The following is a 20,717-nucleotide window of genomic DNA, read 5'->3' as shown; positions in this document are numbered from 1 at the left end:
GGCTCACAGGCCCAGCCGCCGGGCGAGGTCGGAGGTGAAGACCGCGTCCGGGTCCACCGCGGCCCGCAACTCCCGGAAGTCGTCCAGCAGTGGATACATCGAGGGCAGCAGCTCCGGCCGCAGCCTGCGGTCCCGGGCCAGGCAGACCCGGCCGCCGGCCGCCGCCACCTCCTCGTCCAGCTCGTCGAGGAGGACGCCCAGCCCGGCCGCGCCCGCGGGCAGTTCCAGCGACAGGCCCCAGCCGCGCGCCGGGAAGGACAGCCAGCCCGGCGACCCCTCACCGAACCGCTTCAGCAGCCCCGGCCGGGCCGCGCAACCCTGCTCCGCGACCCGGCGCACGACGTGCCGCAGCACGTCCTCCCCGCCGTGCCCGACCGCGCACCGGTACGCCACCGTGCCGCCGCCGCGCCCCAGCGCGTGGCCGCCGTCCAGCGCCGGCAGGGCCGCGGCGAGGCCCCGCAGCGTACCGGCGCGGCTGCGCGGTGCCGACCGGTGCCGCAGGTCGTTCAGGAGGCCGAGGGCCCGGCGGCCCAGCGGCCGGTCGGCGGCCATCGGCGGGACGAGACGCTGCGGCAGCTGCGGGGTGCCCGGCAGGTGCGGCCGGGTGGCCAGCGGGCGGCGGGCGAGCCGGGCCGGGAGGGCCTCCGGCGGGGCGTGGTCGGCGTGGAGCACGGTGCCGCGGCCGGTGGCGGCACCCCGGGCGAGCAGGTCGACGCGGGCGGTGGCGTAGGTGTGGCGCAGGTCGGCGTCGCAGAGCCGGGCCATCAGCTCGTCCAGGTCCCCGGCGCGGTCCGATCCGGTCAGCAGCAGCGAGGTGGCGACCGGCTGGAGCTGGAGGGTGGCGGTGAGGACCACTCCGGTCAGGCCGAGACCGCCGGTGGTGGCGTCGAACAGCGGGGTCCCCCGGTCCACGACGTGCACCGAGCCGTCGGCGGTGAGGAGTTCGAAGGAGAGGAGGTGGCGGGCGAAGGAGCCGGCGCGGTGGTGGTTGGGGCCGTGCAGGTCCGCGCCGACCGCGCCGCCCACCGTGATCCGCTCGGCGCCCGGCGGTACGGGCACGAACCAGCCCAGCGGCAGCAGGAGTTCGGCCAGCCGGCGCAGGGTGATCCCGGCGTCGCACAGGACGGTGCCGCCGGCCGCGTCGATGGCGTGCACCCGGTCCAGCGCGGACATGTCGAGGACGTCACCCCCGGCGTTGCGGGCGGCTTCCCCAGGGGCCCTGCCCCGGCCGCGGGCGATGGCGCCGCGGTGCCCGCAGTCGCGGACGGCCTCGGCCGCCTCCTCGTAGCTGCGCGGCCGCAGCAGACGCGCGGCGGTGGGGGCGCCGCGGCCCCGGCCGGTGAGCGGAACGGTGGTGTCGACAGCCATGTCGGCGACCGTATCGCCCGGAACGCGACTGTTCATGCCGGAACATCCCGAGTTTCACTGAGATGGTCCATTCATTGAATTGTCGGCGCTCATGCCGTAATTGTGGGGGTGTGCGATCGGTGGTGATCGCGATTCCGGAGGGTAGGCGGAGCACGTGGACTGGCTGACGAGACTCCCGGTGGTCGGGCCGTGGACGACCCGGCTCATGCAGACCCACCTGTGGCGCACCTACGAGACGCTCGATCGCACCAAGTGGTCCCAACTGGCCGCCGCGATGACCTACATCAGTTTCCTCGCGCTCTTCCCGCTACTCACCCTGGTCGCCGCCGTCGCCGCCTCCACCCTCTCCAAGGACCGGCAGCGCGAGCTCCAGGACCAGCTGGCCGAGCAGGTCCCCGGCATCTCCGACCAGCTCGACATCAGCTCCCTGGTCGACAACGCCGGGACGGTCTCCCTCATCGCCGGTGCCCTGCTGCTGTTCACCGGCGTCGGCTGGGTCAGCTCCATCCGCGAGTGCCTGCGCGCCGTCTGGGAACTGCCGGACCTGGAGGGCAACCCGGTCGCCCGCAAGGCCAAGGACGTGGTCGTGCTGGCCGGCCTCGGCGCCGCCGGGATCGTCTCGCTGGTCGCCTCCACGGCGGGCGGCAGCGCGGTCGGCTGGATCGCCCGGCAGATCGGCCTCGACGAGACCGGGATCGGCACCGTCCTGCTGCGCGTCGCCGCCTTCGCCCTCGCCGTCCTGGCCGGCTTCCTCGTCCTGCTCTACGTCCTCACCCTGCTCCCCGCCGTGCAGCCCCGGCGCTCCACCCTGCTGGGCGCGGCGCTGATCGGCGCGGTCGGCTTCGAACTCCTCAAACTGCTGCTCGGCGGCTACATCAGCGGGGTCGCCTCCAAGAGCATGTACGGCGCCTTCGGCGTCCCCATCGCCCTGCTGCTCTGGATCAACTTCACCGCCAAGCTGGTCCTCGTCTGCGCGGCCTGGACCGCCACCCCGGTGCCGGACGGCGAGAAGGGCGAAGCGCGCGACGAGGCGGACGAGAGCGGCACCCACGGCGGCACGAAGGGCGGGCCCGGCACCTCTCGCGCCCCCGAACCGGGCGCCACCCGCGCCCGGCCGTCCGGGGAAGGGCCCGGGCGCCCGCCCTTCCAGAGGTAGCCGCGCTCCGGGCCGCCGCCGTCAGCGGCGCCTGCGGCCCGTCCCCTGCCCGGGCAGCGGGCGGCGCCGGTTGACCACGTACACCCCGGCGCCGAGCAGCACCAGCGAACCGCCCGCGACCGCCAGCGCCGTGCCGACCCCGTCCGCCCCGCCGGACGCGGCCGCCTGGGTCTCGCCCCCGGCGGCCGGAGCCGGGACCCCGCCCGCGGCGCCCTCGTCCCCGGGCGCGTCCGAGCCGCCCTTGGCCGGTACGGCGCCGGCCGGCGGGACGAGGGTGCCGACCGGCTCGGCCTTGCCGGCGGCCTCGAAGCCCCAGTCGAAGAGGCGGGCCGTCTCCTGGTAGACCGCCTGGCTCTCCTGGCCGTCCGGGTTCATCACGGTGACCAGCAGCACCCGGCCGTCGCGCTCGGCGACCCCGGTGAAGGTGGCCCCGGCGTTGGTGGTGTTGCCGTTCTTCACCCCCGCGATCCCCTCGTACCGGTCCAGGCCCACCGCGCCGGTGAGCAGGCGGTTGGTGTTCTGGATGCCGAAGTGCTCGCGCTTCTTGCCCTTCTTCTTCTCACCGGGGAACTCCGCGCTCACCGTCGAGCAGTACTCCCGGAAGTCCTTCTTCTGCATCCCCGACCGGGCGATCAGCGTCAGGTCGTAGGCGCTGGAGAGCTGCCCCTTGGCGTCGTAGCCGTCCGGACTGACCACATGGGTGTCCAGTGCCTGGAGCTCCTCGGCGTGCGCGTTCATGTCGGCGACGGTCTTGTCGATGCCGTCGTTCATCGCGGAGAGCACGTGCACGGCGTCGTTGCCGGAGGAGAGGAAGACCCCGAGCCACAGGTCGTGGACGGTGTACGTCTGGTCCTCCTTGACGCCGACCAGGCTGGAGCCCGCGCCCACGCCCGCCAGCTCCTCGTTGGTGACCAGGTGCTTCTCGTCCTTGGGGAGTTTGGGCAGCACGGTGTCGGCGAAGAGCATCTTCAGCGTGGAGGCCGGGGGGAGCCTCCAGTGGGCGTTGTGCGCGGCCAGCACGTCGCCGCTCTCGGCGTCCGCGACGATCCAGGACCGCCCGGACAGCTTCTTCGGGAGCTTGGGCACCCCCGGACCGGCGTTCACCTGCGTACCGGCCTGCCCCAGCCGCGCGCCGCCGATCTCCGACATCTTCCCCGGCGGCTTCGCCTTGTCGTCGCCGGGCCGGTCGGCGGCGGCGGCCGGGACAGCGGCGGAAAGAGTCAGCAAGGCGGCGGAGGCGACCAGCACGGTGGTCTTACGCAAGGCAGGCACGATCGAGAACGTACAGGTACGGGCGAATACTGTCTGCGCCTCCGTCGTCCGATCGCGTACCGCCCCGAGCGGAACGCCTGCCACCGGCTCCCGACCCCGGCGCGGGGAGGCGGAGCCGGGCCGCGATACTGGGCGTATGAAGCTCAGCCGCCCGGTCTCCTGGTTCCTGCTCGCCTTCGGGGTGTGGAGCTGGTTCATCTGGGTCACCTTCGTCAAGAATCTCTGGAACGACGCGAGCGGGCTCGCCTTCGACGCCGCCGGTGACCCCACCGGTTACTTCTGGGTCCACCTGCTGCTGGCCGTGACGTCCTTCCTCCTGGGGACGGCCGTGGGAGTCATCGGGTTGCGCGGCCTGCGCGCCCTGCGGCGTGAGAAGAACGGCGCCCCTCTCTCCCGCCCTGCCCCGCCCGGCCCCACCACCTGACCCCGAGGACCGAACGAGCGCCATGAACCCCCTCTTCGTCGTCGTCGCCTGCGCCGTCCTGGCCTCGCTGGTGGCCCTGCACTGGTACGTCTGGCGCCGCGTGGTCCGGGACACCACCCGGCCCGGCTCCCCCGTGCGCCGCGTCGCCACGGCGCTCCTCGTCCTCGGCCCGGTCCTGTTCGTCGGCGCCTTCGCCACGGGCCGCTCCGGGCTGCCGTTCCTGCTGAAGCAGATCATCGCCTGGCCCGGCTACCTCTGGGCCGCCGTCTTCCTCTACCTGCTGCTGGCGCTCCTCGCCGGCGAGCTGGTCCGTCCGGTGCTGCTGCGCGTGAGGGCACCGCAGGAGCGGGAGCGTGACACCGGCCCAGCGGCCCCTGACGCGCCCGCCGAACCCTCGGTGCCGGCGGACTCCACCGGCGCCGCCACGTCCGGTGAGCCCGCCGCGACCGGGACCGGCACCGCCACGTCTGGTGAGCCCGCCGCGACCGGGACCGGCGCCGCCACGTCTGGTGAGCCCGCCGCGACCGGGACCGGCACCGCCACCGGCGGCTGCGCCGTCGCCGAGCCGGCCACCGAGGCCGCCCTGGCGCCCCCGGCGCCGCCCGCCGGCACCCTGCCGCCCGGCGACCCGGACCCGAAGCCGCGCCCCACCCCCTCCCGCCGCCTCTTCGTCTCCCGGATCGTCGGCGGGACGGCCGCCGCCGTCGCCCTCGGCACGGTCGGCGCCGGAACGTACGGCGTGCTGCGCGGACCCAGGCTGAAGCACGTCACGGTGCCGCTGGCCACGCTGCCGCGCGCCGCCCACGGCTACCGCATCGCCGTCGTCAGCGACGTCCACCTCGGCCCGATCCTCGGCCGGGGGCACACCCAGCGGATCGTCGACACGATCAACTCCGCCCAGCCCGACCTCGTCGCCGTCGTCGGCGACCTGGTCGACGGCACCGTCGCGGAACTGGGCCACGCCGCCGAACCCCTCGCCCAGCTGCGGGCCCGCGACGGCAGTTACTTCGTCACCGGCAACCACGAGTACTTCTCCGGCGCCGCCCAGTGGGTCGACCACGTCCGCGAGCTGGGGCTGCGCCCGCTGGAGAACGCCCGCGTGGAGAAGGCCGGCTTCGACCTCGCCGGGGTCAACGACGTCGCGGGCGAGAGCTACGGCCAGGGCCCCGACTTCGTCCGCGCCCTCGGTGACCGGGACCGGTCCAGGGCCAGCGTCCTCCTCGCCCACCAGCCGATCGTCATCGAGGAGGCGGTCGAACACGGCGTCGACCTCCAGCTCTCCGGCCACACCCACGGCGGTCAGCTCTGGCCCGGCAACCTCGTCGCCGGCCTCGCCAACCCGACCGTCGAGGGACTGGAGCGCTACGGCGACACCCAGCTCTACGTCTCCCGCGGCGCGGGCGCCTGGGGCCCGCCGGTCCGGGTCGGCGCCCCCTCCGACATCACGATCGTCCAGCTCGCCGCCAAGCGGAGCTGACCCTTCCGACCCCTTCGGCGGGGCGTGGGCGCGTCGTGCCGCCCGCCGCCCGTCCGATCGAGGGTCGCCGCCCCCGGGCCGTTCCGGAGTGCTCCGGGGCGGCCCGCGACCCTTCCGTGACGTGCGTGACGTTGCGTCATGTGAGGGAATTGTGTGCACTGTGGGGATGACGGAGTCGGTTGTGCTGAGACGCAAGGCGTTCCGGCTGCCCCGGCACCCCGCTTCGGTGGGCGAGGCCAGGCAACGGACCGGGGAACATCTGGGCCGCTGGGGGCACCCGGCGGGGAGTGCGGTACGCGAGGAGGCGGTCCTGCTCGTCTCCGAGCTGGCCGCCGACACCGTGCTGCACGGTCCCCGCGACGAGCCCGACTTCGAGGTCGCCGTCACCGTCCTCGCCCACGGCTCCTGCCTCGTCGAGGTCTCCGACGGCCTCCCCGACGAGGCCGTCCTCCCCGCCCCCGAGCCCGACGCCGCCGGCCGGCTCCCCGCCCCCGCGCCCCCTCCCGGCGAGCTCCTGCCCGGCCACGCCCGCTCCCTCGTCGCCGCCCTCTCCGAGGCGTGGGGCGTCCGCGACCGGGGGCGGTACGGGAAGACGGTGTGGGCGCTGGCGACGGTGGGCCGGTGAGAGAGGCCGGCGGTCCCGCCGCCGCGCCCCCGGCCCGGGGACGGCGCCGGGGCATCGCCGCCCGCCTGTTCATGCTGCTCGCCGCGGGCGCCACCGCGTCCGGCTGCACTGGGCCCTGGCCGTCCACGTGCGGAAGGCGGCCGGAGCCACCGCTCCCTCGCCGTGGGCCGGATCGACTCCCCCCGCTTCTGGCGCGGCCGGTCGCGCGGGCGCGAGGCCACACGCGCCGTCCTCCACGTGGCCGCGCGACGCCGCGAGGAGATCGCCGCCCCCGCCCGGCACCGGCCCTGTACGAACGTCTCCGCGAGGAGCCCTCGACGTCGACGGGGGCGGCGCCTCGCAGAACCCCCTCGGCGCGACGGCGCCGGCACTCCGGCGGCCGGGGCGTCGCCGTTCGCCGCGGGACCACGTGCCGTGACGCCGGGTGTGCGAGGTCGCGGGCTAGGGTCGCCCTGTGCGCTCGATGCCGTCGTCCGACATGGTCAGCCTGATCTCCTTCCTCGCCGTTCTGCTGATCTTCTTCAGCATCGACGTGCGGTCCAGGGATTCCGCCGCGTCGAAGCCCTGGCAGGCAAGCCTCTTCGAATGGTCTTCCCGCATCGGGGGAGTCGCCACGGCCTTCTCCCTGGCCCTGGGCTGGGTGGACCTCTTCCTCCCTGACGACAGCACCGTGATCCACGTGATGTTCGTGGCCGGGCCCGGATCGCTGGCGGTGTTGTGCGCGATCGTGCTCGGGCTGGAAATGCTGTGGCAGCGAGAAGACCCGTCCTGATCGGGGCCGCCGCGGCGACACCTCGACGTCAGCGGTGACGAGGACGCGAAGCCGGTTCCCCTCGGAAGCGCCCCGCGGGGCGTCCCTGACCATCGCGCGCCGGTTCCGCCGGCTGAGGGCCGTACCGCTGTGCGGGGAGGCCGGCACGGTCCGCCGGGGACGGGACCTGGCTGCCGCGCGTCGGTCCGGCCTCGGCGGGAGGACCGGCCCTCAGCCGGTGCCGGGGCTCTCGTCCGGCTCGTCCGTTCCGCTGGGTCCCGCCCCCTCCCCGTTCACCTTCCGCCGCCCCTTCGCGCTGATCGTCTCGCTCGCCCCCGGCAGGAAGTCCATCAGCAGTTCGTGGACCTCGTGCACCAGCGGCCGTAGGACCCGGAAACGGGACAGGGCCACGCCTCGGGCGGTGAGGCGGGCGCCTCGGACGGCGAGGCGGTGGCTGCGCTCGGTGTTCTCGGAGGAGTCGAAGACCCAGTAGAGGACCAGGCCCATCTGGGCCAGCCACATCAACTCGGGCAAAACGGCCGCCAGTTCGGCGGGAACCTTCGTACGGGAGCCGGTGAGGACCTCGCGCTGGATGGCGATGGCGGCGTCGCGGGCGGGGGAGGAGTCGGTGGAGAAGGGGCTCAGGGGGCTGGCGGGGTCGGCGGCGTTCTTGAAGAACTGGGCGGCGAACTCGTGGTACGGGGCCGCGATGTCGAGCCAGGCGGTGAGGACCCCGGCGAAGCGCTCCTCCAGGCCCGTCCCGCGCGCGAGGACGGGGGCCACGGCCGCCCGGTGTTCCTCGGCGATGCGGTCGTAGAAGCCCTGGACCAGGTGTTCCTTGGAGGCGAAGTAGTAGTACGCGCTGCCGGTGGAGACGCCGGCCTCGCGGGCGATGGCGCGCATCGTGGTCCTGTCGAAGCCGCGCTCCTGGAAGAGGCGCAGGGCCGTCTCCAGGATCAGGGTGCGGGTCTGCTCGCTCTTGGCGGTCCGGCCGTCCGGCTCCTTGGCCGCCGGGTCCGCCGTACCCGCCGGTGCCGACGGGGCGGCCGCCCCCCGCGCGCTCGCCCCGTCGTGTTCCTCGCTGGTCTTCTTGCCTGCCACGCGGCCGAGCCTAGCCGTCCGCCGGGCAGGTCGTGTCGCACCCCGGGGGCTCGAAGACCCAGCCCGTACGGGGGTCGTACCGCCAGCCGTCCGTGGCCGGGTGACTGGCCCCGCCCCGCTGCCGGGTGGTCTCCCGCAGGCGGGCGGCGGCCAGGACCGCGCCCCGGGCCAGGAGGGCGCCGGAGGTGGTGGTGGCGAGGCGGTGGGCGAGGGCGCGGTAGCCGTCCAGGGCCCACAGGACGGTGATCCAGGCCGCCGTCCCCCGGAAGACCTGGCCGCCGTCGCCCACCACGGTGATCTCGTCCAGGGTGGCCGCGTGGTCCAGGCCCGGCAGCAGCTCCCTGGCCCGCTCGGACCCGGCCGGGACCAGGTCGAGCGGGACGAGCCGGCGGCGGCGTTCCAGCCGGCCGCGCAGCTGGGTGCAGAGCGGGCACCCGGCGTCGTAGAGCACGGTCAGCCGCCGTACGGGCCGGCGGGTGGCGGGCACCGGGGTCAGCCCTTGGCCGGGGCCGCGAACGGGCCGGGGGCCAGGTGGCCGTCGGGGGTGACCGGCGGGTGCGTCTCCTGGTCGCGGATGCCGCGGCGGCGGATCTTGGAGAGGACCCAGACGTTGCCGAGGTGGAGGACGCCGAGGACGAGCAGGACGACGCCGAGCTTGGCGGAGAGTTCCTCGAAGAGGGCGGCGGTGGAGGCGATCTCGTCGCCGCCGCGCAGGTAGAGGGCGACGAAACCGAGGTTGACGAGGTAGAAGCCGACCACCAGGAGGTGGTTGACGGCGTCGGCCAGCCGCTCGTCGCCGTGCAGCACGTCGGCGATGAAGAGGCGGCCGTTGCGGCTCAGCGTCCGGGCCACCCAGATCGTCAGGGCGATGCTGACGAACAGGTAGACGGCGTACGAGACCACTGTGAGGTCCATGTGCCCCACCCTTCTTGAACGTGTTCAAAAAGCTGTCACGCGTGACGGTAGACCTCTTTTTGAACATGTTCAAGAAAGCTGCCCCGGGTATGCCGAAGGCCCCGCCCCCGGACGTACCGGGAACGGGGCCTTCGGGCCTGAGCAGGGCTCTGAGCGGGTCCCTGGGGGAGGCTCAGTAGCGGCGCGTGATGAGCGCCTTCTTGACCTCGGCGATCGCCTTGGTCACCTCGATACCGCGCGGGCAGGCGTCCGTGCAGTTGAACGTGGTGCGGCAGCGCCACACGCCGTCCTTGTCGTTGAGGATCTCCAGCCGCTGCTCGCCGGCCTCGTCACGCGAGTCGAAGATGAAGCGGTGGGCGTTGACGATGGCGGCCGGACCGAAGTACTGGCCGTCGTTCCAGAAGACCGGGCACGACGAGGTGCACGCGGCGCACAGGATGCACTTGGTGGTGTCGTCGAACCGCTCGCGGTCCTCGGCCGACTGCAGGCGCTCCCGGGTCGGCTCGTTCCCCTTGGTGACCAGGAACGGCATGACGTCCCGGTACGCCTGGAAGAACGGCTCCATGTCCACCACGAGGTCCTTGAGGACCGCGAGGCCCTTGATGGGCTCGACCGTGATGGGCTTCTCGGGGTTGATGTCCTTGATCAGCGTCTTGCACGCGAGACGGTTGCGGCCGTTGATGCGCATGGCGTCGGAGCCGCAGATGCCGTGGGCGCAGGAGCGGCGGAACGTCAGCGTCCCGTCCATCTCCCACTTGACCTTGTGGAGCGCGTCGAGGACCCGCTCCTTGGGGTCGATCTCCAGCGCGAAGTCCTCCCAGGCGACCTCGTCGGAGACCTCGGGGTTGAACCGGCGCACGCGCAGCGTGATCGTGATCAGGTGCGACGCGGTGGCGTCCTGGACCGGCTTGTCGAGTACGGGGGTAGCCATCAGTACTTACGCTCCATCGGCTGGTAGCGGGTCTGGACGACCGGCTTGTAGTCGAGCCGGATCGACTCCTGGCCGTCGTCGCCGACCTCGCGGTACGCCATGGTGTGGCGCATGAAGTTGACGTCGTCGCGGTTCGGGAAGTCCTCGCGGTAGTGGCCGCCGCGCGACTCCTTGCGGGCGAGGGCGGACTGCGCCATGACCTCGGCCAGGTCGAGCAGGTTACCCAGCTCGATGGCCTCCAGCAGGTCGGTGTTGAAGCGCCGGCCCTTGTCCTGGACGGAGACGTTCTTGTACCGGGCGCGCAGCTCGGCGATCTTGTCCACGGCCGTCTTGATGGTCTGCTCGGTGCGGAAGACCATGACGTTGGCGTCCATCGTCTCCTGGAGCTCGGTGCGCAGCTCGGTGACGCGCTCCGTGCCCTTGGAGTCCCGCAGCCGCTCCACCTGCTCGATCACCTGGGCGGCCGGGTCCTCCGGCAGCTCCACGAAGTCGTTGCTGTGGGAGTACTCGGCGGCGGCGATGCCGGCCCGGCGGCCGAAGACGTTGATGTCGAGCAGCGAGTTGGTGCCGAGGCGGTTGGCGCCGTGCACCGAGACGCAGGCGACCTCGCCGGCGGCGTACAGGCCCGGGACGACCGTGGTGTTGTCCGCGAGGACCTCACCCTGGACGTTGGTGGGGATGCCGCCCATGGCGTAGTGCGCGGTCGGCTGGATCGGGATCGGGTCCGTGTAGGGCTCGATGCCGAGGTAGGTGCGCGCGAACTCGGTGATGTCCGGGAGCTTCGCGTCCAGCTGCTCCGGCGGCAGGTGGGTGAGGTCCAGGAAGACGTGGTCGCCCTCGGGACCGCAGCCGCGGCCCTCGCGGATCTCCGTGTAGATGGAGCGGGAGACGACGTCGCGCGAGGCGAGGTCCTTCATGACGGGCGCGTACTTCTCCATGAAGCGCTCGCCGTCCTTGTTGCGGAGGATGCCGCCCTCACCGCGGGCGCCCTCGGTCAGGAGGATGCCCATGCGCCAGATGCCGGTCGGGTGGAACTGGAAGAACTCCATGTCCTCCAGCGGCAGGCCCCGGCGGAAGCAGGCGGCCTGGCCGTCACCGGTCAGGGTGTGCGCGTTCGACGTCACCTTGAAGAACTTGCCGGTGCCGCCGGAGGCGTAGACGACCGACTTGGCCTGGAAGACGTGGATCTCGCCGGTGGCCAGCTCGTAGGCGACGACGCCGGCGGACTTCTTGACCCCGTCGACCTCGGTGATGAGCTGGTCCAGGACGTAGAACTCGTTGAAGAACTCCACGCCCTCCTTGACGCAGTTCTGGTACAGCGTCTGGAGGATCATGTGGCCGGTGCGGTCGGCCGCGTAGCACGCGCGGCGGACCGGGGCCTCGCCGTGGCTGCGGGTGTGACCGCCGAAGCGGCGCTGGTCGATCCGGCCCTCGGGCGTCCGGTTGAACGGCAGGCCCATCTTCTCGAGGTCCAGGACCGCGTCGATGGCCTCCTTCGCCAGGATCTCCGCGGCGTCCTGGTCGACCAGGTAGTCACCGCCCTTGACCGTGTCGAAGGTGTGCCACTCCCAGTTGTCGTCCTCGACGTTGGCGAGGGCGGCGGCCATGCCGCCCTGGGCCGCGCCGGTGTGGGAGCGGGTCGGGTAGAGCTTGGTCAGCACGGCGGTGCGGCTGCGCTTCGTCGCCTCGATGGCGGCGCGCATGCCGGCGCCGCCGGCGCCGACGATGACGGTGTCGTACTTGTGGATCTTCATGTCGTTGCCTCAGCCCCGTGCCTAGCGGATGTTCGGGTCGAAGGTGAAGATCACCAGCGTGCCCAGCAGGATGGTGAACACCGTGGCCGTGTAGAGCAGGCCCTTCAGCCACAGTCGGGTGTTGGCGCGCTCGGCGTAGTCGTTGATGACGGTGCGCAGGCCGTTGGCGCCGTGCAGCATCGCCAGCCAGAGCATGGCCAGGTCCCAGATCTGCCACCACGGGGACGCCCAGCGGCCGGCCACGAAGGCGAAGCCGATCTTGGAGACGCCGCCGTCCAGTACCAGCTGGATCAGCAGGTGGCCGATGACCAGGACGACGAGGACGACACCGGACAGGCGCATGAAGAGCCACGCGGCCAGCTCGAAGTTGCCGCGGGTCGACTTCGGCGTCTTGCGGGTGCGCTGGCGGGGCGGCTCGATGATCGGCGCGGGGTGGTCGACGTCGTAGAGGGAGACGCCCTCGACGGGGCCGACGGCGGCGTTGGTCTCAGTGGACATCGGCGTCAGCTCCCGAACAGTTCGCGTACGGCGTGGCCGAGGACGGGGTACAGGGCCCCGACCATCAGAACGAGCCACACTCCCACCACGGTCCACAGCAGCTGCTTCTGGTAGCGGGCGCCCTTCGACCAGAAGTCGACGGCGATCACCCGCAGGCCGTTCAGCGCGTGGAAGAGCACGGCGGCGACGAGGCCGTACTCCAGCAGGGCGACGATGGGCGTCTTGTAGGTGGCAACGACCTCGTCGTACGCCTCAGGGGAGACGCGGACGAGGGCGGTGTCCAGCACGTGTACGAACAGGAAGAAGAAAATGAGGACGCCGGTGACTCGGTGAGCCACCCAGGACCACATTCCTTCCCGGCCGCGGTACAGCGTTCCAGCCGGCACGGAAGAACCCTCCGGGGAAAGGATTTGGGGCCTGCCGGCTTCCTAGGTCGGTCTTGGCCCGGCCGGGTACGGTCCACCGGCCCTGGACATCGTAGCGACGTGTTGTCGGTTCCTTCGCGCGGGGGCCTCCGGTGTGATCAAACTGGCACGTACGGACTATCGGGACGCCCGGAATCCCGCGATTCCCGGCATACGGCGTCTTCTGCCGACCCGTGCGCGCGGCCGGGGCCGCGCCGGCCCGGGGCCGGGAGTGCGCCGGACGGGTGAGCCGCGCCCGCCGCCCGGCGCGCCAGCCGGCCCCGCACCAGCCGCCGCAGCTCCTCGGTGGCCAGCGCCAGCTCGGGCTCCTCGGCGTTGTCGAGCCGGGTGTGGATCGCGGTGAGCCGCTGGTTCAGCGCGTGGGCCGGGGCCTGCCCGTCCAGGCAGACCACGAAGGGGAAGCCGAACTTCGCCGCGTACGCCGTCTGGGCGTGGACCAGCGCGGTGTCCGCCGCCGAGTAGCCGCTCGGCGGGGCGGCACTGCGGTCCGCCTCTCCGGTCAGCGCCTCGTGCCGGGCCGCCGGCGGCAGATCGTAGAGCGCCTCGTCGCCGGCGGCGAGCAGGGCGCAGACATCCGGGTACGGGCGGTGGGCCGCCAGTCGCTTCGCCCAGTCCGGGCTCGCGCAGCAGGTCAGGAGCGTGGCGACGGCCCGGTCGGCCGGGTCCGAGTTGAGCCGGGCGAGTCCGGGCGGCACCGTGGGGTAGCCGGGTACGGCCGGGGCGTGGGTGCTCCGGCCCGGTTCTGCGGGCAGCGTGCGCTCCTCGTGCGGGGGCGGGGACAGGGCGGCCACGCTAGCGACTGACGACGGAAAGAGACCGACGCGTGCACGAATTTCATCCGAACGGGAGAGTTTCCATACGTTTCGTGGACGGCCACACGCTGCGCTGACACCCCCAGCCGAGCGATTTTCCGCCCATTGGGGCGCCCGGGCGTGTCCTCCACGCCCCCGATGCCCCCGACCGCCCCACCGGACGGGTGACCCGCGCCGCCTCCCCACCGTTCACCCGGACGGCGCAGCCCCCGGCCCCGACTCCCCACGCCCCCTCCCCGACGACGTACGGAGCCCCCATGGACGCCGACCGCCCGCGTGAACCGCAGGACCCCGACGGCCCCGGCACGCCCGCGGGCGGGTCCGGGCCGGCCCGGCCGCGCGGCCACCGCAAGCCTCGCCGTGGCGGGCGGGCCCGCCACCTGCTCGGCATCGCCGTGATCGTCGTCGCCGGCGCGGCCGCGCTGACCATCGCGGCCTGGCCGCACGAGGACCGGGCGCCCGACGGCTCCACCCCGGACAGCGGTTCCGCCGAGGCGCCGGTCCGTGACCCCTCCTCGTACCCGGTCTCCGAGGAGCCCGGCACCGTCCCCTCGGTGCGCGAGCACCAGGCGGCGCGCGGGCCGGGGTGGCAGCCGGGCGACGGCAGCCGGGTCGTCGTAGCCGACGGCCGGCTCGCCGACGAGGGGAGACTGCTCGCCCGCGAGCTCGGCATCGACTACGGCGGGCAGAAGGAGCCGGAGCGCGGCGACGTCCGCCTCGACGTGGACGGCGACACCCCGGGTGGCCCCCAGTCGTACGAGCTGCGGGTCGCCGACGGACAGGTCCGGATCACCGCCCCCGACCAGGCCGGCGTCTTCTACGGCACCCGCACCCTCAAGCAGGCGCTGCGCACCGGGTCGAGCGCGCCCGAGGGCGTCATCAAGGACGCGCCCGCCAAACCGCAGCGCGGCTTCATGCTCGACATCGCCCGCAAGCCCTACCCCGCCGACTGGATCGAGGACCGGATACGCGAGCTGGGCGACCTCAAGTACAACCAGCTCTCGCTGCACTTCTCCGACGACCAGGCGTTCCGCGTCGAGTCCGAGAGCCACCCCGAGATCGTCTCGGACGACCACCTCACCAAGGACCAGGTCCGCCGCCTGCTGAAGGTCGCCGCCGAGCGGCACATCACCGTCATCCCCGAGATCGACTCCCCGGGCCACCTCGGCGCCGTCATCAAGGCCCACCCTGACCTCCAGCTCCGCGCGGCCAACGGCGACACCCCGCGCGGCGCCATCGACCTCGCCGACCCGGACTCCGCCCGGATCGTCGACGACCTGCTGAAGGAGTACGCGGACCTCTTCAAGGGCGGCTACTGGCACCTGGGCGCCGACGAGTACCCGGCCCTGATGGCGCAGAACCCCGAGCAGTCCTATCCGGGGCTCGCCCGCGCCGCCCGCGACAAGCACGGGCAGAACGCACGCGTCGAGGACCTCGCCACCGGGTGGGTCGCCGACCGGGCCGCCACCCTGCGCCCCTACGACCGCACCCTCAAGGTCTGGAACGACGGCCTCTTCGCCGACACCGAGGTGAAACCGCCGAAGGGCCTGGAGGTCGAGTACTGGACCGGCAAGGAGATCGGCGCGCGCCCGCCCACCCAGTACCTGGAGGAGGGGTTCAAGCTGATCAACATGAACGACGAGTACCTCTACTACGTGCTCGGCGAACCCCAGACCTTCACCTATCCCACCGGCGAGCGCATCTACCGCGAGTGGACCCCGCTGGTGCTGCGCGGCTCCGAACCGGTCGCCGGCCGGTGGAACGACGACATCCTCGGCGCCCGCTTCGCCGTCTGGGGCGACATCGCGGACGCCCAGACCACCGCCCAGATCGCCGAGGGCATCCGGATGCCGCTCGCGGCCCTCGCCGAGAAGGTGTGGCACAGCGGGAAGCCGGAGCTGAGCTGGACCGAGTTCCGCCAGCTCGCCCGGAAGGCGACCGCCGGAGACTGACGCGCGTACCGGGGCAGAAGCTTCCGGACGCGCCCGCACTGCCTTACTCTTCGCTGGTCAACGCCCCGTCCGCCGCCGGACGTACGTCCACGGACGGGGCTTCCCGCCGTGCGTGGCCGTACGCCTCGGGGGAGGGGCGCGGGCGCACGGCCCCACCTGTGGGGGGTTCCTTCGTCATGCTCTGTGTCAGATGCCGCACCGCCGAGGTCCAGCCGGCCTCGGTCCGGTGCGAACTGTGCGAGGCCGCGAACCGGCTCGACGGCCGCACGCACCTCGGCGGCCGCACCAGGGTCCCGGTCAGGGGCGACGCCGTGCTCCGTTCTCCGGTCGCCCTGGGGTGGGCGACCGCGGGGCTGTTCGCGCTGGTCGGCCTCGCGGACCTGGCGGGTGCCGTGCTCGACCTGTCGACGGCCGGATTCGCGGACCGGGTGGCCGGCGGCGACTGGACGGCCGAGGGCGAGTGGGCACGGGCCGAGCGGGCCACCGACCGGGTCACCAGCTTCTGGCTGCCGGCCTACCTCGGCAGCATCGTGGTCTTCCTGGTGTGGTTCCGCCGCACCCGGGTCAACGCCGAGGTCTTCGACCCGTACGGCCACACCATGCGGCGTGGCTGGGCGGTCGGTGGCTGGTTCGTGCCGGTGGTCAGCCTGTGGTTCCCGCGCCGGATCGCCTCCGAGACCTGGCACGCCTGCGTCTCGCCCGTCGACCGGCGCGGCACGCTGCTGCTCAACCTCTGGTGGAGCACCTTCCTCGTCGACAACCTCCTGAGCAGGGGGGCCGCGCGGGTGCTCGACCGCGCCGAGGAGGTGGACGCCCTCGCCCGCGGCTACCGCTACATGGCGTACTCCGAGATCTTCAGCGTCGTGCACGCGGTCATCGCCGTCCTCTTCGTGCTGGCGCTGACCCGCCGTCAGGACGCCCGGGCCCGCCACCCGTGGCCCCTGGCTGCGCCCGGACCCGTACCGGACGCTTCGGCGCCCGAGAAGGTCTGACCGGGCGCGCCGTGCGGCCCGCATCCCCCCTCGGCGTCCGGATGCGGGCATTCGGTGGCGCTCCCGGCCCCGGATGTGCTGAAGTCGCCGCAGGCCCCAGGCCGGGAACGTTCGGGCCCCCGAGCGGCGTCCCTGCCGGTGGAGTCACGCACACGAGCGCGGGGGAGCACGGTTATGGGGTACTGGGGTTACTACGTCGTGGCGAGGAGCGCCGCGCCGCTCGACACACTGGCGGCCCTCAGGCCGGTCGGCGCGGCGCTGACCCTGCTGGAGCACCGCCCCGACGACTGGCAGGTCTGGGAGTGCCCCACCGAGGGCGGCCCCACCGACCTCGGCAGCATGAACACCCTGGCCGAGGAGGCCGGGAGCCCCGCCCTCTTCGGTTATGTCATGGACAGCGCCTGCGTCGTCATCGAGGCGGCGGGGCCCCACAGCGGCGGATGGACGGCCTGCCTGGCCCGGGACGCGATGGCCGAGCGGCTGGCCGCCGACGGACTCGCCGTCGAGGACTACTTCCTGGAGCCGCCGGACGCCGCCGACCGGGCCGTCGCCTGGGCCGCCGAGGCCGGGCGCGAGGCGGCGTACCGGCCACTGCTGGACACCTTCACCACCCCGGCGGACCCGTTCGCCGAGCCGCTGTTCTTCCGCTTCCTGGACCGGCTGGGGATCCTGCCGATGTGAGGCGGGGCCGGGGCGCGGCGCTCAGGCGGTCAGGCCGGTGATCCGGTACTGCATCACCCGGTAGTTCCGGGCGTCGTACCACTGGCTGACGGCGAGGTGGAGGTCCTCGACGGTGGAGCCGGGGACGATGAAGCCGCCGTACGGGGCGGCCACGGCGTTGCCGCTCTCGCGGCCCGGCACGGTGGGGACGATGGTGGTCCGCTCCGGCGTGGTGAAGAGGTTGGAGGTCGGCAGCGGGAAGAACTGCGCCCGGAGGTCGAGCGGGGCCATGTTGAGCCAGCTCAGGGCGTATCCGCCGCCCATCGCCCGGAAGCAGATCTCGCCCCAGCGGCGCGCGGCCGTCACCGTGGTCGGCGGGTTGCCCCAGGCCCAGGCCCCGCCCGCGTACCCCCACGGCTCGTACGCGGCGGGGGCGCCCAGCGCGTCCTGGCGGACCCGGTGGAGCAGCAGGCCGGAGGTGACGTCGCGGTTGAAGACGGTGGACAGGACGTAGCAGTGGCCGTCGTCCGCGACCGCGTAGGTCTTCTGCTGGAACTGGCCTCCGTACTGGTCGCCGGGCCACTGGCAGAGGTACTGCCAGGTCTCGCCGTTGTCGTCGGAGCGCCAGAGGTCCGAGTGGTGGGTGCGGTGGATGACGCCGCGCATCAGGTGCATGTACATCGTCGGGCCGACGGTGAAGACGTCGGAGGGGATGGCGGTGGTGCCGCCCTCGTGGCCCTCCGGGACGAGGCCGACGGCGTGGCCGCCGCCCACGCTGCCGTCGACGGTGAGCGAGGCCGGGTCGCCGCCGGAGGAGCGCAGCCCCACCGGTGAGCGCCAGTCGGGCCCGCCGACGCCCCCGCCGTCGAAGGTGTCACCGCAGACCAGCAGCATCGAACCGTCCGGACACCGCGCCGGGATCCCGAGGTCGGTCCAGGGCGCGGCGAAGCGCCCGGTCTCGGCGGGCCCGGTCAGGTCGCGCACCTTCCCGCCGGTGGCCCGCGCGGCGGCGCCGGCCCCCGGGGCACCGGCGACGGCGAGGCCGGTCAGGGCGAGGCCGCCGCCCGCCGCCGCCCGCAGCAACGTCCGGCGGTCCGGGTGCCCGGGGCCCTCCTGCCCAGGAGGCCCGCCGGCACGGGCGGCGGGGCGGAACGGGGTGGATCCGTGCATGACAGGCTCCCGGGGCAGGAAGGCGGGCGGGGTCGGTGACGTGGTCTCAGGCCTTGCGGAGGCGGCCGATGATCCCGTCCAGGTCCTGGCGGAAGAGGTCGGGCCGGACGAAGTGGCCGCCGGGGACCTCGCGCCACTCGTGCGGGATGCCGGCCGCGCCCAGCACGGAGCGGAACTCCCGCTGCCCGGCGAGCACCTGGGTCTCGTTGACGGTGTCGAACCAGTTGACCGGGTCGGGACTGGTGCCCGCGACCAGGAAGACCCGCTTGTTCCGGTAGCTCTCGACGCGCTCCACCGGGTTGTCGGCGCTGACCCGCGCCTCGTCCCACAGCGGCGCGCCGTAGACCGTGCCGCCGGCGAGGTCGGCCGCCGCCGAGGAGAGGTTGGCCCAGTGCGTGACGAGCCCGGCGTCGCGGCGCAGGCTGGCCGGGCCGGAGTGGGCGCTGACCGAGGCGAAGTGGCCGTAGTACTTGGCGGCGTACTTCAGCGCGCCGAAGCCGCCCATCGAGAAGCCGGAGACGGCCCGGCCGTCGTACTCGGCGTGGGTGCGGAAGTTGGCGTCGATCCAGGGGAGCAGCTGCGAGATGTGGAAGGTCTCCCAGTTGCGCGGCCCGGCGTTCGAGGAGACCGGGTTGGAGTACCAGCCGGCGTGTCCGCCGTCGGGCATCACGACGATGACCGGCTTGCCGGCGGTCCAGTCGCGGATGCCCATTCTGTCGAAGGTGATGAAGTCCTGGTCCAGGCCGCCGCCGTGGAAGAGGTACAGCACCGGGTAGCGGCGGCCGCCGGTGTGGTACCCGTCCGGGAGGAGGACGTTGACGCCGGGGTTCCAGCCGATCGCGTCGGTGGCGAAGCGGTAGTACCACATGCGCCCGTCGCTCTCGTCGCGGTCGACGATCCGCAGTCCGAAGCCGTCACCGGCCGCGTGGGCGGCGCCCGCCGACGCCAGGACACCTCCGGCGCCGAGCGCCGTCATCGTGGTCAGCCCGGCGGCGGCCCTCAGGACGCCTCTGCGGGTGGGGCGGTGGGTGCTCAACATGACCTCCAGATGCGTACGGGAACGTGATCGGTGTGCCACGGCGGCGGCGCCGCTCCGCGCCCGGGCACACGGACGGTCCCGGGCGGGGTGGTGCTGGTGCGGACGCGGGGCTACCGGCCGGCGCCGGGAGGGCGGGGAGGGCCGGGCACGAGGGGCACGACCGTGCGGGGGACACGTCTTCCGCGCATGAGGGCTCCTGTGGGGGAAGGGGGCCGTACGGGAAACCTCGGCGCGGAGGGCGTGCGCCCCTCCGGCCGGTGTGCGGTGCTGCCGGGCAGGGGACAGCGTGGGGGCGCGGCGACGGCCGGCACAAGGGGTGTAAGAGGGGGCTTACGGCCGGGTGCCGTGGTCCGGCGCGTCCGCGGCGCGTTCCTCCAGGGCCAGCAGGGCGCGGCCCTCGGCGGTCGCGACGTGGAAGGAACGGCCCGCCTCACGCACGGTGGTGATCAGCCCGGCCGCCCGCAGCACGTTCATGTGCTGGCTCACCGCCGGGTGCGTCACCTGGAGCATCCGGGCCGCCTCCACGGTGGAGCAGCCACGGCCGGCGGCCCGCAGCAACTCCGCCCGGGTCCGCCCCAGCAGGCGGCCGAGCGGCGCGCGGCCGGCGGTGGGCGCCTGGGGTCCGGCCCAGTCGGCCGTGTGGCGGATGGGGTGGACCAGGACGGGCGGCAGCCGGCCGTCGGCCAGGGTGGTGGGGGCGGGCCAGCAGAAGAACGAGGGCTGGAGCACCAGCCCTCGCCCGTTCAGAAGCAGGCACTGGTCGACCGGGTAGGTGACCTCCAGCACCGGCGGCCGCCAGCGGGTGTCGGGACCCAGCCCCGCCAGCAGTGCCTCGGTGCCGCCGTCCATCAGGTCCCGCAGCCGCAACGCGCGGTCGGCCTCGACGTCCGCGCGGACCCGGCGCCAGTGCGGGAGCAGCGCCCGCGCCTGGTACGCGTGGAGGGCGTCGCCCAGCCGCGTCAGCGTCTCCGTGTCGCCCCGCGCGAGCCCCGCCACCCAGCCGGGCAGCCGCACCGACCCGGCCAGTCGGGCCAACTCCCCTCGCAGCCTGGGCGGGGGCGTCCCGAGCAGGGTGTCGACGGCGGCCCGCAGCGTGGGGCGGTCCCCGGCGGTGGGGGTGAGGAAGTCCGGCGAGTAGCCGTACGGCGGCAGAAGCGGGGAGAGCAGACGGCGGCTCTCCGGGAGACGGGGCCGCGCCCAGCGGCGCCAGGCGCCGAAGACCCGCTCCCCGTCGGTCCGTTGCAGGGTCTGCACGCTGTTGCTGATCTCCCACAGGAAGTCCGGCCCCGGCGCCACCCGGACCCGCGTCAGGTCCTCCGGCGTGAAGTGGATACGCAGCATGGAAGCTCCATCGGAAGGCGGGGGCCACCGCGCACACGGCCCAGCCGTCGGCCT

21 protein-coding genes are annotated in these 20,717 nt (G+C 73.4%); 8 read left to right on the top strand and 13 right to left on the bottom strand.

The window, feature by feature from the left end:
* Positions 1 to 3 precede the first annotated feature (3 nt).
* Positions 4 to 1,368, bottom strand: coding sequence for an FAD-binding oxidoreductase (locus Sdia_RS01325; RefSeq protein ID WP_115069785.1), 1,365 nt, complete (start codon positions 1,366 to 1,368; stop codon positions 4 to 6).
* A gap of 154 nt (positions 1,369 to 1,522) precedes the next feature.
* Here Sdia_RS01325 and Sdia_RS01320 point away from each other — a divergent pair, with 154 nt between their 5' ends.
* Entirely contained in the window at positions 1,523 to 2,524 is a 1,002-nt protein-coding gene (locus tag Sdia_RS01320) for a YihY/virulence factor BrkB family protein (protein ID WP_100452452.1), read from the top strand.
* A gap of 21 nt (positions 2,525 to 2,545) precedes the next feature.
* Here Sdia_RS01320 and Sdia_RS01315 read toward each other — a convergent pair whose 3' ends face one another.
* The gene (locus Sdia_RS01315; RefSeq protein WP_371874220.1) at positions 2,546 to 3,796 is read right to left on the bottom strand and encodes a D-alanyl-D-alanine carboxypeptidase family protein; all 1,251 of its coding nucleotides are present in this window, start codon (positions 3,794 to 3,796) and stop codon (positions 2,546 to 2,548) included.
* Between the two features lie 136 nt (positions 3,797 to 3,932).
* On the opposite strand from Sdia_RS01315, the gene Sdia_RS01310 reads away from it, so the two are divergent.
* The 4 genes from Sdia_RS01310 (at position 3,933) to Sdia_RS01295 (ending at position 7,094) form a co-directional block, all read left to right on the top strand.
* On the top strand, positions 3,933 to 4,220 hold the full coding sequence (locus Sdia_RS01310) for an SCO4848 family membrane protein (protein WP_100452453.1): 288 nt from the start codon (positions 3,933 to 3,935) through the stop codon (positions 4,218 to 4,220).
* A gap of 22 nt (positions 4,221 to 4,242) precedes the next feature.
* A complete protein-coding gene (locus Sdia_RS01305; RefSeq protein WP_189500470.1) occupies positions 4,243 to 5,697 on the top strand; it encodes a metallophosphoesterase in 1,455 nt (484 codons plus the stop codon).
* Between the two features lie 166 nt (positions 5,698 to 5,863).
* Positions 5,864 to 6,322, top strand: a complete 459-nt coding sequence (locus Sdia_RS01300; RefSeq protein ID WP_207205684.1) for an ATP-binding protein — start codon at positions 5,864 to 5,866, stop codon at positions 6,320 to 6,322.
* A 463-nt stretch (positions 6,323 to 6,785) separates the two neighbouring features.
* Complete coding sequence (locus Sdia_RS01295; RefSeq protein ID WP_229831586.1) at positions 6,786 to 7,094, top strand: hypothetical protein; 309 nt, start codon at positions 6,786 to 6,788, stop codon at positions 7,092 to 7,094.
* Between the two features lie 210 nt (positions 7,095 to 7,304).
* On the opposite strand, the gene Sdia_RS01290 is transcribed toward Sdia_RS01295, so the two are convergent.
* From Sdia_RS01290 to Sdia_RS01255, 8 genes are all read right to left on the bottom strand, one after another.
* The gene (locus tag Sdia_RS01290) at positions 7,305 to 8,174 is read right to left on the bottom strand and encodes a TetR/AcrR family transcriptional regulator (protein ID WP_100452456.1); all 870 of its coding nucleotides are present in this window, start codon (positions 8,172 to 8,174) and stop codon (positions 7,305 to 7,307) included.
* 10 nt (positions 8,175 to 8,184) lie between these two features.
* On the bottom strand, positions 8,185 to 8,661 hold the full coding sequence (locus tag Sdia_RS01285) for a thiol-disulfide oxidoreductase DCC family protein (RefSeq protein ID WP_100452457.1): 477 nt from the start codon (positions 8,659 to 8,661) through the stop codon (positions 8,185 to 8,187).
* 5 nt (positions 8,662 to 8,666) lie between these two features.
* A complete protein-coding gene (locus Sdia_RS01280; protein ID WP_100452458.1) occupies positions 8,667 to 9,089 on the bottom strand; it encodes a hypothetical protein in 423 nt (140 codons plus the stop codon).
* A 172-nt stretch (positions 9,090 to 9,261) separates the two neighbouring features.
* Positions 9,262 to 10,020 carry a succinate dehydrogenase iron-sulfur subunit gene (locus tag Sdia_RS01275; protein WP_100452459.1) on the bottom strand — a complete coding sequence of 253 codons (759 nt, stop codon included), beginning with the start codon at positions 10,018 to 10,020 and terminating at the stop codon, positions 9,262 to 9,264.
* The gene (sdhA, locus tag Sdia_RS01270; protein ID WP_100452460.1) at positions 10,020 to 11,774 is read right to left on the bottom strand and encodes a succinate dehydrogenase flavoprotein subunit; all 1,755 of its coding nucleotides are present in this window, start codon (positions 11,772 to 11,774) and stop codon (positions 10,020 to 10,022) included. Before sdhA ends, Sdia_RS01275 begins: the two co-directional genes overlap by 1 nt.
* A gap of 21 nt (positions 11,775 to 11,795) precedes the next feature.
* Positions 11,796 to 12,272, bottom strand: a complete 477-nt coding sequence (locus Sdia_RS01265) for a succinate dehydrogenase hydrophobic membrane anchor subunit (RefSeq protein ID WP_100452461.1) — start codon at positions 12,270 to 12,272, stop codon at positions 11,796 to 11,798.
* 5 nt (positions 12,273 to 12,277) lie between these two features.
* The gene (sdhC, locus tag Sdia_RS01260; RefSeq protein WP_100452462.1) at positions 12,278 to 12,658 is read right to left on the bottom strand and encodes a succinate dehydrogenase, cytochrome b556 subunit; all 381 of its coding nucleotides are present in this window, start codon (positions 12,656 to 12,658) and stop codon (positions 12,278 to 12,280) included.
* 137 nt (positions 12,659 to 12,795) lie between these two features.
* The gene (locus Sdia_RS01255; protein WP_100452463.1) at positions 12,796 to 13,488 is read right to left on the bottom strand and encodes a 2-oxo-4-hydroxy-4-carboxy-5-ureidoimidazoline decarboxylase; all 693 of its coding nucleotides are present in this window, start codon (positions 13,486 to 13,488) and stop codon (positions 12,796 to 12,798) included.
* 278 nt (positions 13,489 to 13,766) lie between these two features.
* Here Sdia_RS01255 and Sdia_RS01250 point away from each other — a divergent pair, with 278 nt between their 5' ends.
* From Sdia_RS01250 to Sdia_RS01240, 3 genes are all read left to right on the top strand, one after another.
* Positions 13,767 to 15,461, top strand: a complete 1,695-nt coding sequence (locus Sdia_RS01250) for a beta-N-acetylhexosaminidase (protein ID WP_100452464.1) — start codon at positions 13,767 to 13,769, stop codon at positions 15,459 to 15,461.
* Positions 15,462 to 15,637: 176 nt separating this feature from the next.
* Positions 15,638 to 16,453: a DUF4328 domain-containing protein gene (locus Sdia_RS01245; RefSeq protein ID WP_207205685.1), complete on the top strand. Its 816-nt coding sequence runs from the start codon at positions 15,638 to 15,640 to the stop codon at positions 16,451 to 16,453.
* Between the two features lie 174 nt (positions 16,454 to 16,627).
* A complete protein-coding gene (locus tag Sdia_RS01240; RefSeq protein ID WP_100452466.1) occupies positions 16,628 to 17,134 on the top strand; it encodes a hypothetical protein in 507 nt (168 codons plus the stop codon).
* 21 nt (positions 17,135 to 17,155) lie between these two features.
* On the opposite strand, the gene Sdia_RS01235 is transcribed toward Sdia_RS01240, so the two are convergent.
* The 3 genes from Sdia_RS01235 to Sdia_RS01225 form a co-directional block, all read right to left on the bottom strand.
* Entirely contained in the window at positions 17,156 to 18,283 is a 1,128-nt protein-coding gene (locus tag Sdia_RS01235; RefSeq protein ID WP_185393033.1) for a DUF4185 domain-containing protein, read from the bottom strand.
* A gap of 46 nt (positions 18,284 to 18,329) precedes the next feature.
* On the bottom strand, positions 18,330 to 19,319 hold the full coding sequence (locus Sdia_RS01230) for an alpha/beta hydrolase (protein WP_272948332.1): 990 nt from the start codon (positions 19,317 to 19,319) through the stop codon (positions 18,330 to 18,332).
* Positions 19,320 to 19,652: 333 nt separating this feature from the next.
* A complete protein-coding gene (locus tag Sdia_RS01225) occupies positions 19,653 to 20,663 on the bottom strand; it encodes a winged helix-turn-helix domain-containing protein (RefSeq protein WP_100452469.1) in 1,011 nt (336 codons plus the stop codon).
* Positions 20,664 to 20,717: the final 54 nt, after the last annotated feature.

Origin of the sequence: Streptomyces diastaticus subsp. diastaticus, assembly GCF_011170125.1 — a bacterium.
Classification (GTDB): Bacteria; Actinomycetota; Actinomycetes; order Streptomycetales; family Streptomycetaceae; genus Streptomyces; species Streptomyces diastaticus.
The sequence above is the reverse complement of the archived record's forward strand: the minus strand, read 5'-3'. Positions and strand labels throughout refer to the sequence as shown.

What these genes read in the sequence shown, in the direction of transcription:
- Sdia_RS01265 (WP_100452461.1), bottom strand. Translation starts at nt 12,272, where the DNA reads ATGTCCACTGAGACCAACGCCGCCGTCGGCCCCGTCGAGGGCGTCTCC.
- Sdia_RS01250 (WP_100452464.1), top strand. Translation starts at nt 13,767, where the DNA reads ATGGACGCCGACCGCCCGCGTGAACCGCAGGACCCCGACGGCCCCGGC.
- Sdia_RS01225 (WP_100452469.1), bottom strand. Translation starts at nt 20,663, where the DNA reads ATGCTGCGTATCCACTTCACGCCGGAGGACCTGACGCGGGTCCGGGTG.
- sdhA (WP_100452460.1), bottom strand. Translation starts at nt 11,774, where the DNA reads ATGAAGATCCACAAGTACGACACCGTCATCGTCGGCGCCGGCGGCGCC.
- Sdia_RS01245 (WP_207205685.1), top strand. Translation starts at nt 15,638, where the DNA reads ATGCTCTGTGTCAGATGCCGCACCGCCGAGGTCCAGCCGGCCTCGGTC.
- Sdia_RS01240 (WP_100452466.1), top strand. Translation starts at nt 16,628, where the DNA reads ATGGGGTACTGGGGTTACTACGTCGTGGCGAGGAGCGCCGCGCCGCTC.
- Sdia_RS01280 (WP_100452458.1), bottom strand. Translation starts at nt 9,089, where the DNA reads ATGGACCTCACAGTGGTCTCGTACGCCGTCTACCTGTTCGTCAGCATC.
- Sdia_RS01310 (WP_100452453.1), top strand. Translation starts at nt 3,933, where the DNA reads ATGAAGCTCAGCCGCCCGGTCTCCTGGTTCCTGCTCGCCTTCGGGGTG.
- Sdia_RS01235 (WP_185393033.1), bottom strand. Translation starts at nt 18,283, where the DNA reads ATGCACGGATCCACCCCGTTCCGCCCCGCCGCCCGTGCCGGCGGGCCT.
- Sdia_RS01305 (WP_189500470.1), top strand. Translation starts at nt 4,243, where the DNA reads ATGAACCCCCTCTTCGTCGTCGTCGCCTGCGCCGTCCTGGCCTCGCTG.
- Sdia_RS01300 (WP_207205684.1), top strand. Translation starts at nt 5,864, where the DNA reads ATGACGGAGTCGGTTGTGCTGAGACGCAAGGCGTTCCGGCTGCCCCGG.
- Sdia_RS01295 (WP_229831586.1), top strand. Translation starts at nt 6,786, where the DNA reads ATGCCGTCGTCCGACATGGTCAGCCTGATCTCCTTCCTCGCCGTTCTG.
- Sdia_RS01325 (WP_115069785.1), bottom strand. Translation starts at nt 1,368, where the DNA reads ATGGCTGTCGACACCACCGTTCCGCTCACCGGCCGGGGCCGCGGCGCC.
- Sdia_RS01275 (WP_100452459.1), bottom strand. Translation starts at nt 10,020, where the DNA reads ATGGCTACCCCCGTACTCGACAAGCCGGTCCAGGACGCCACCGCGTCG.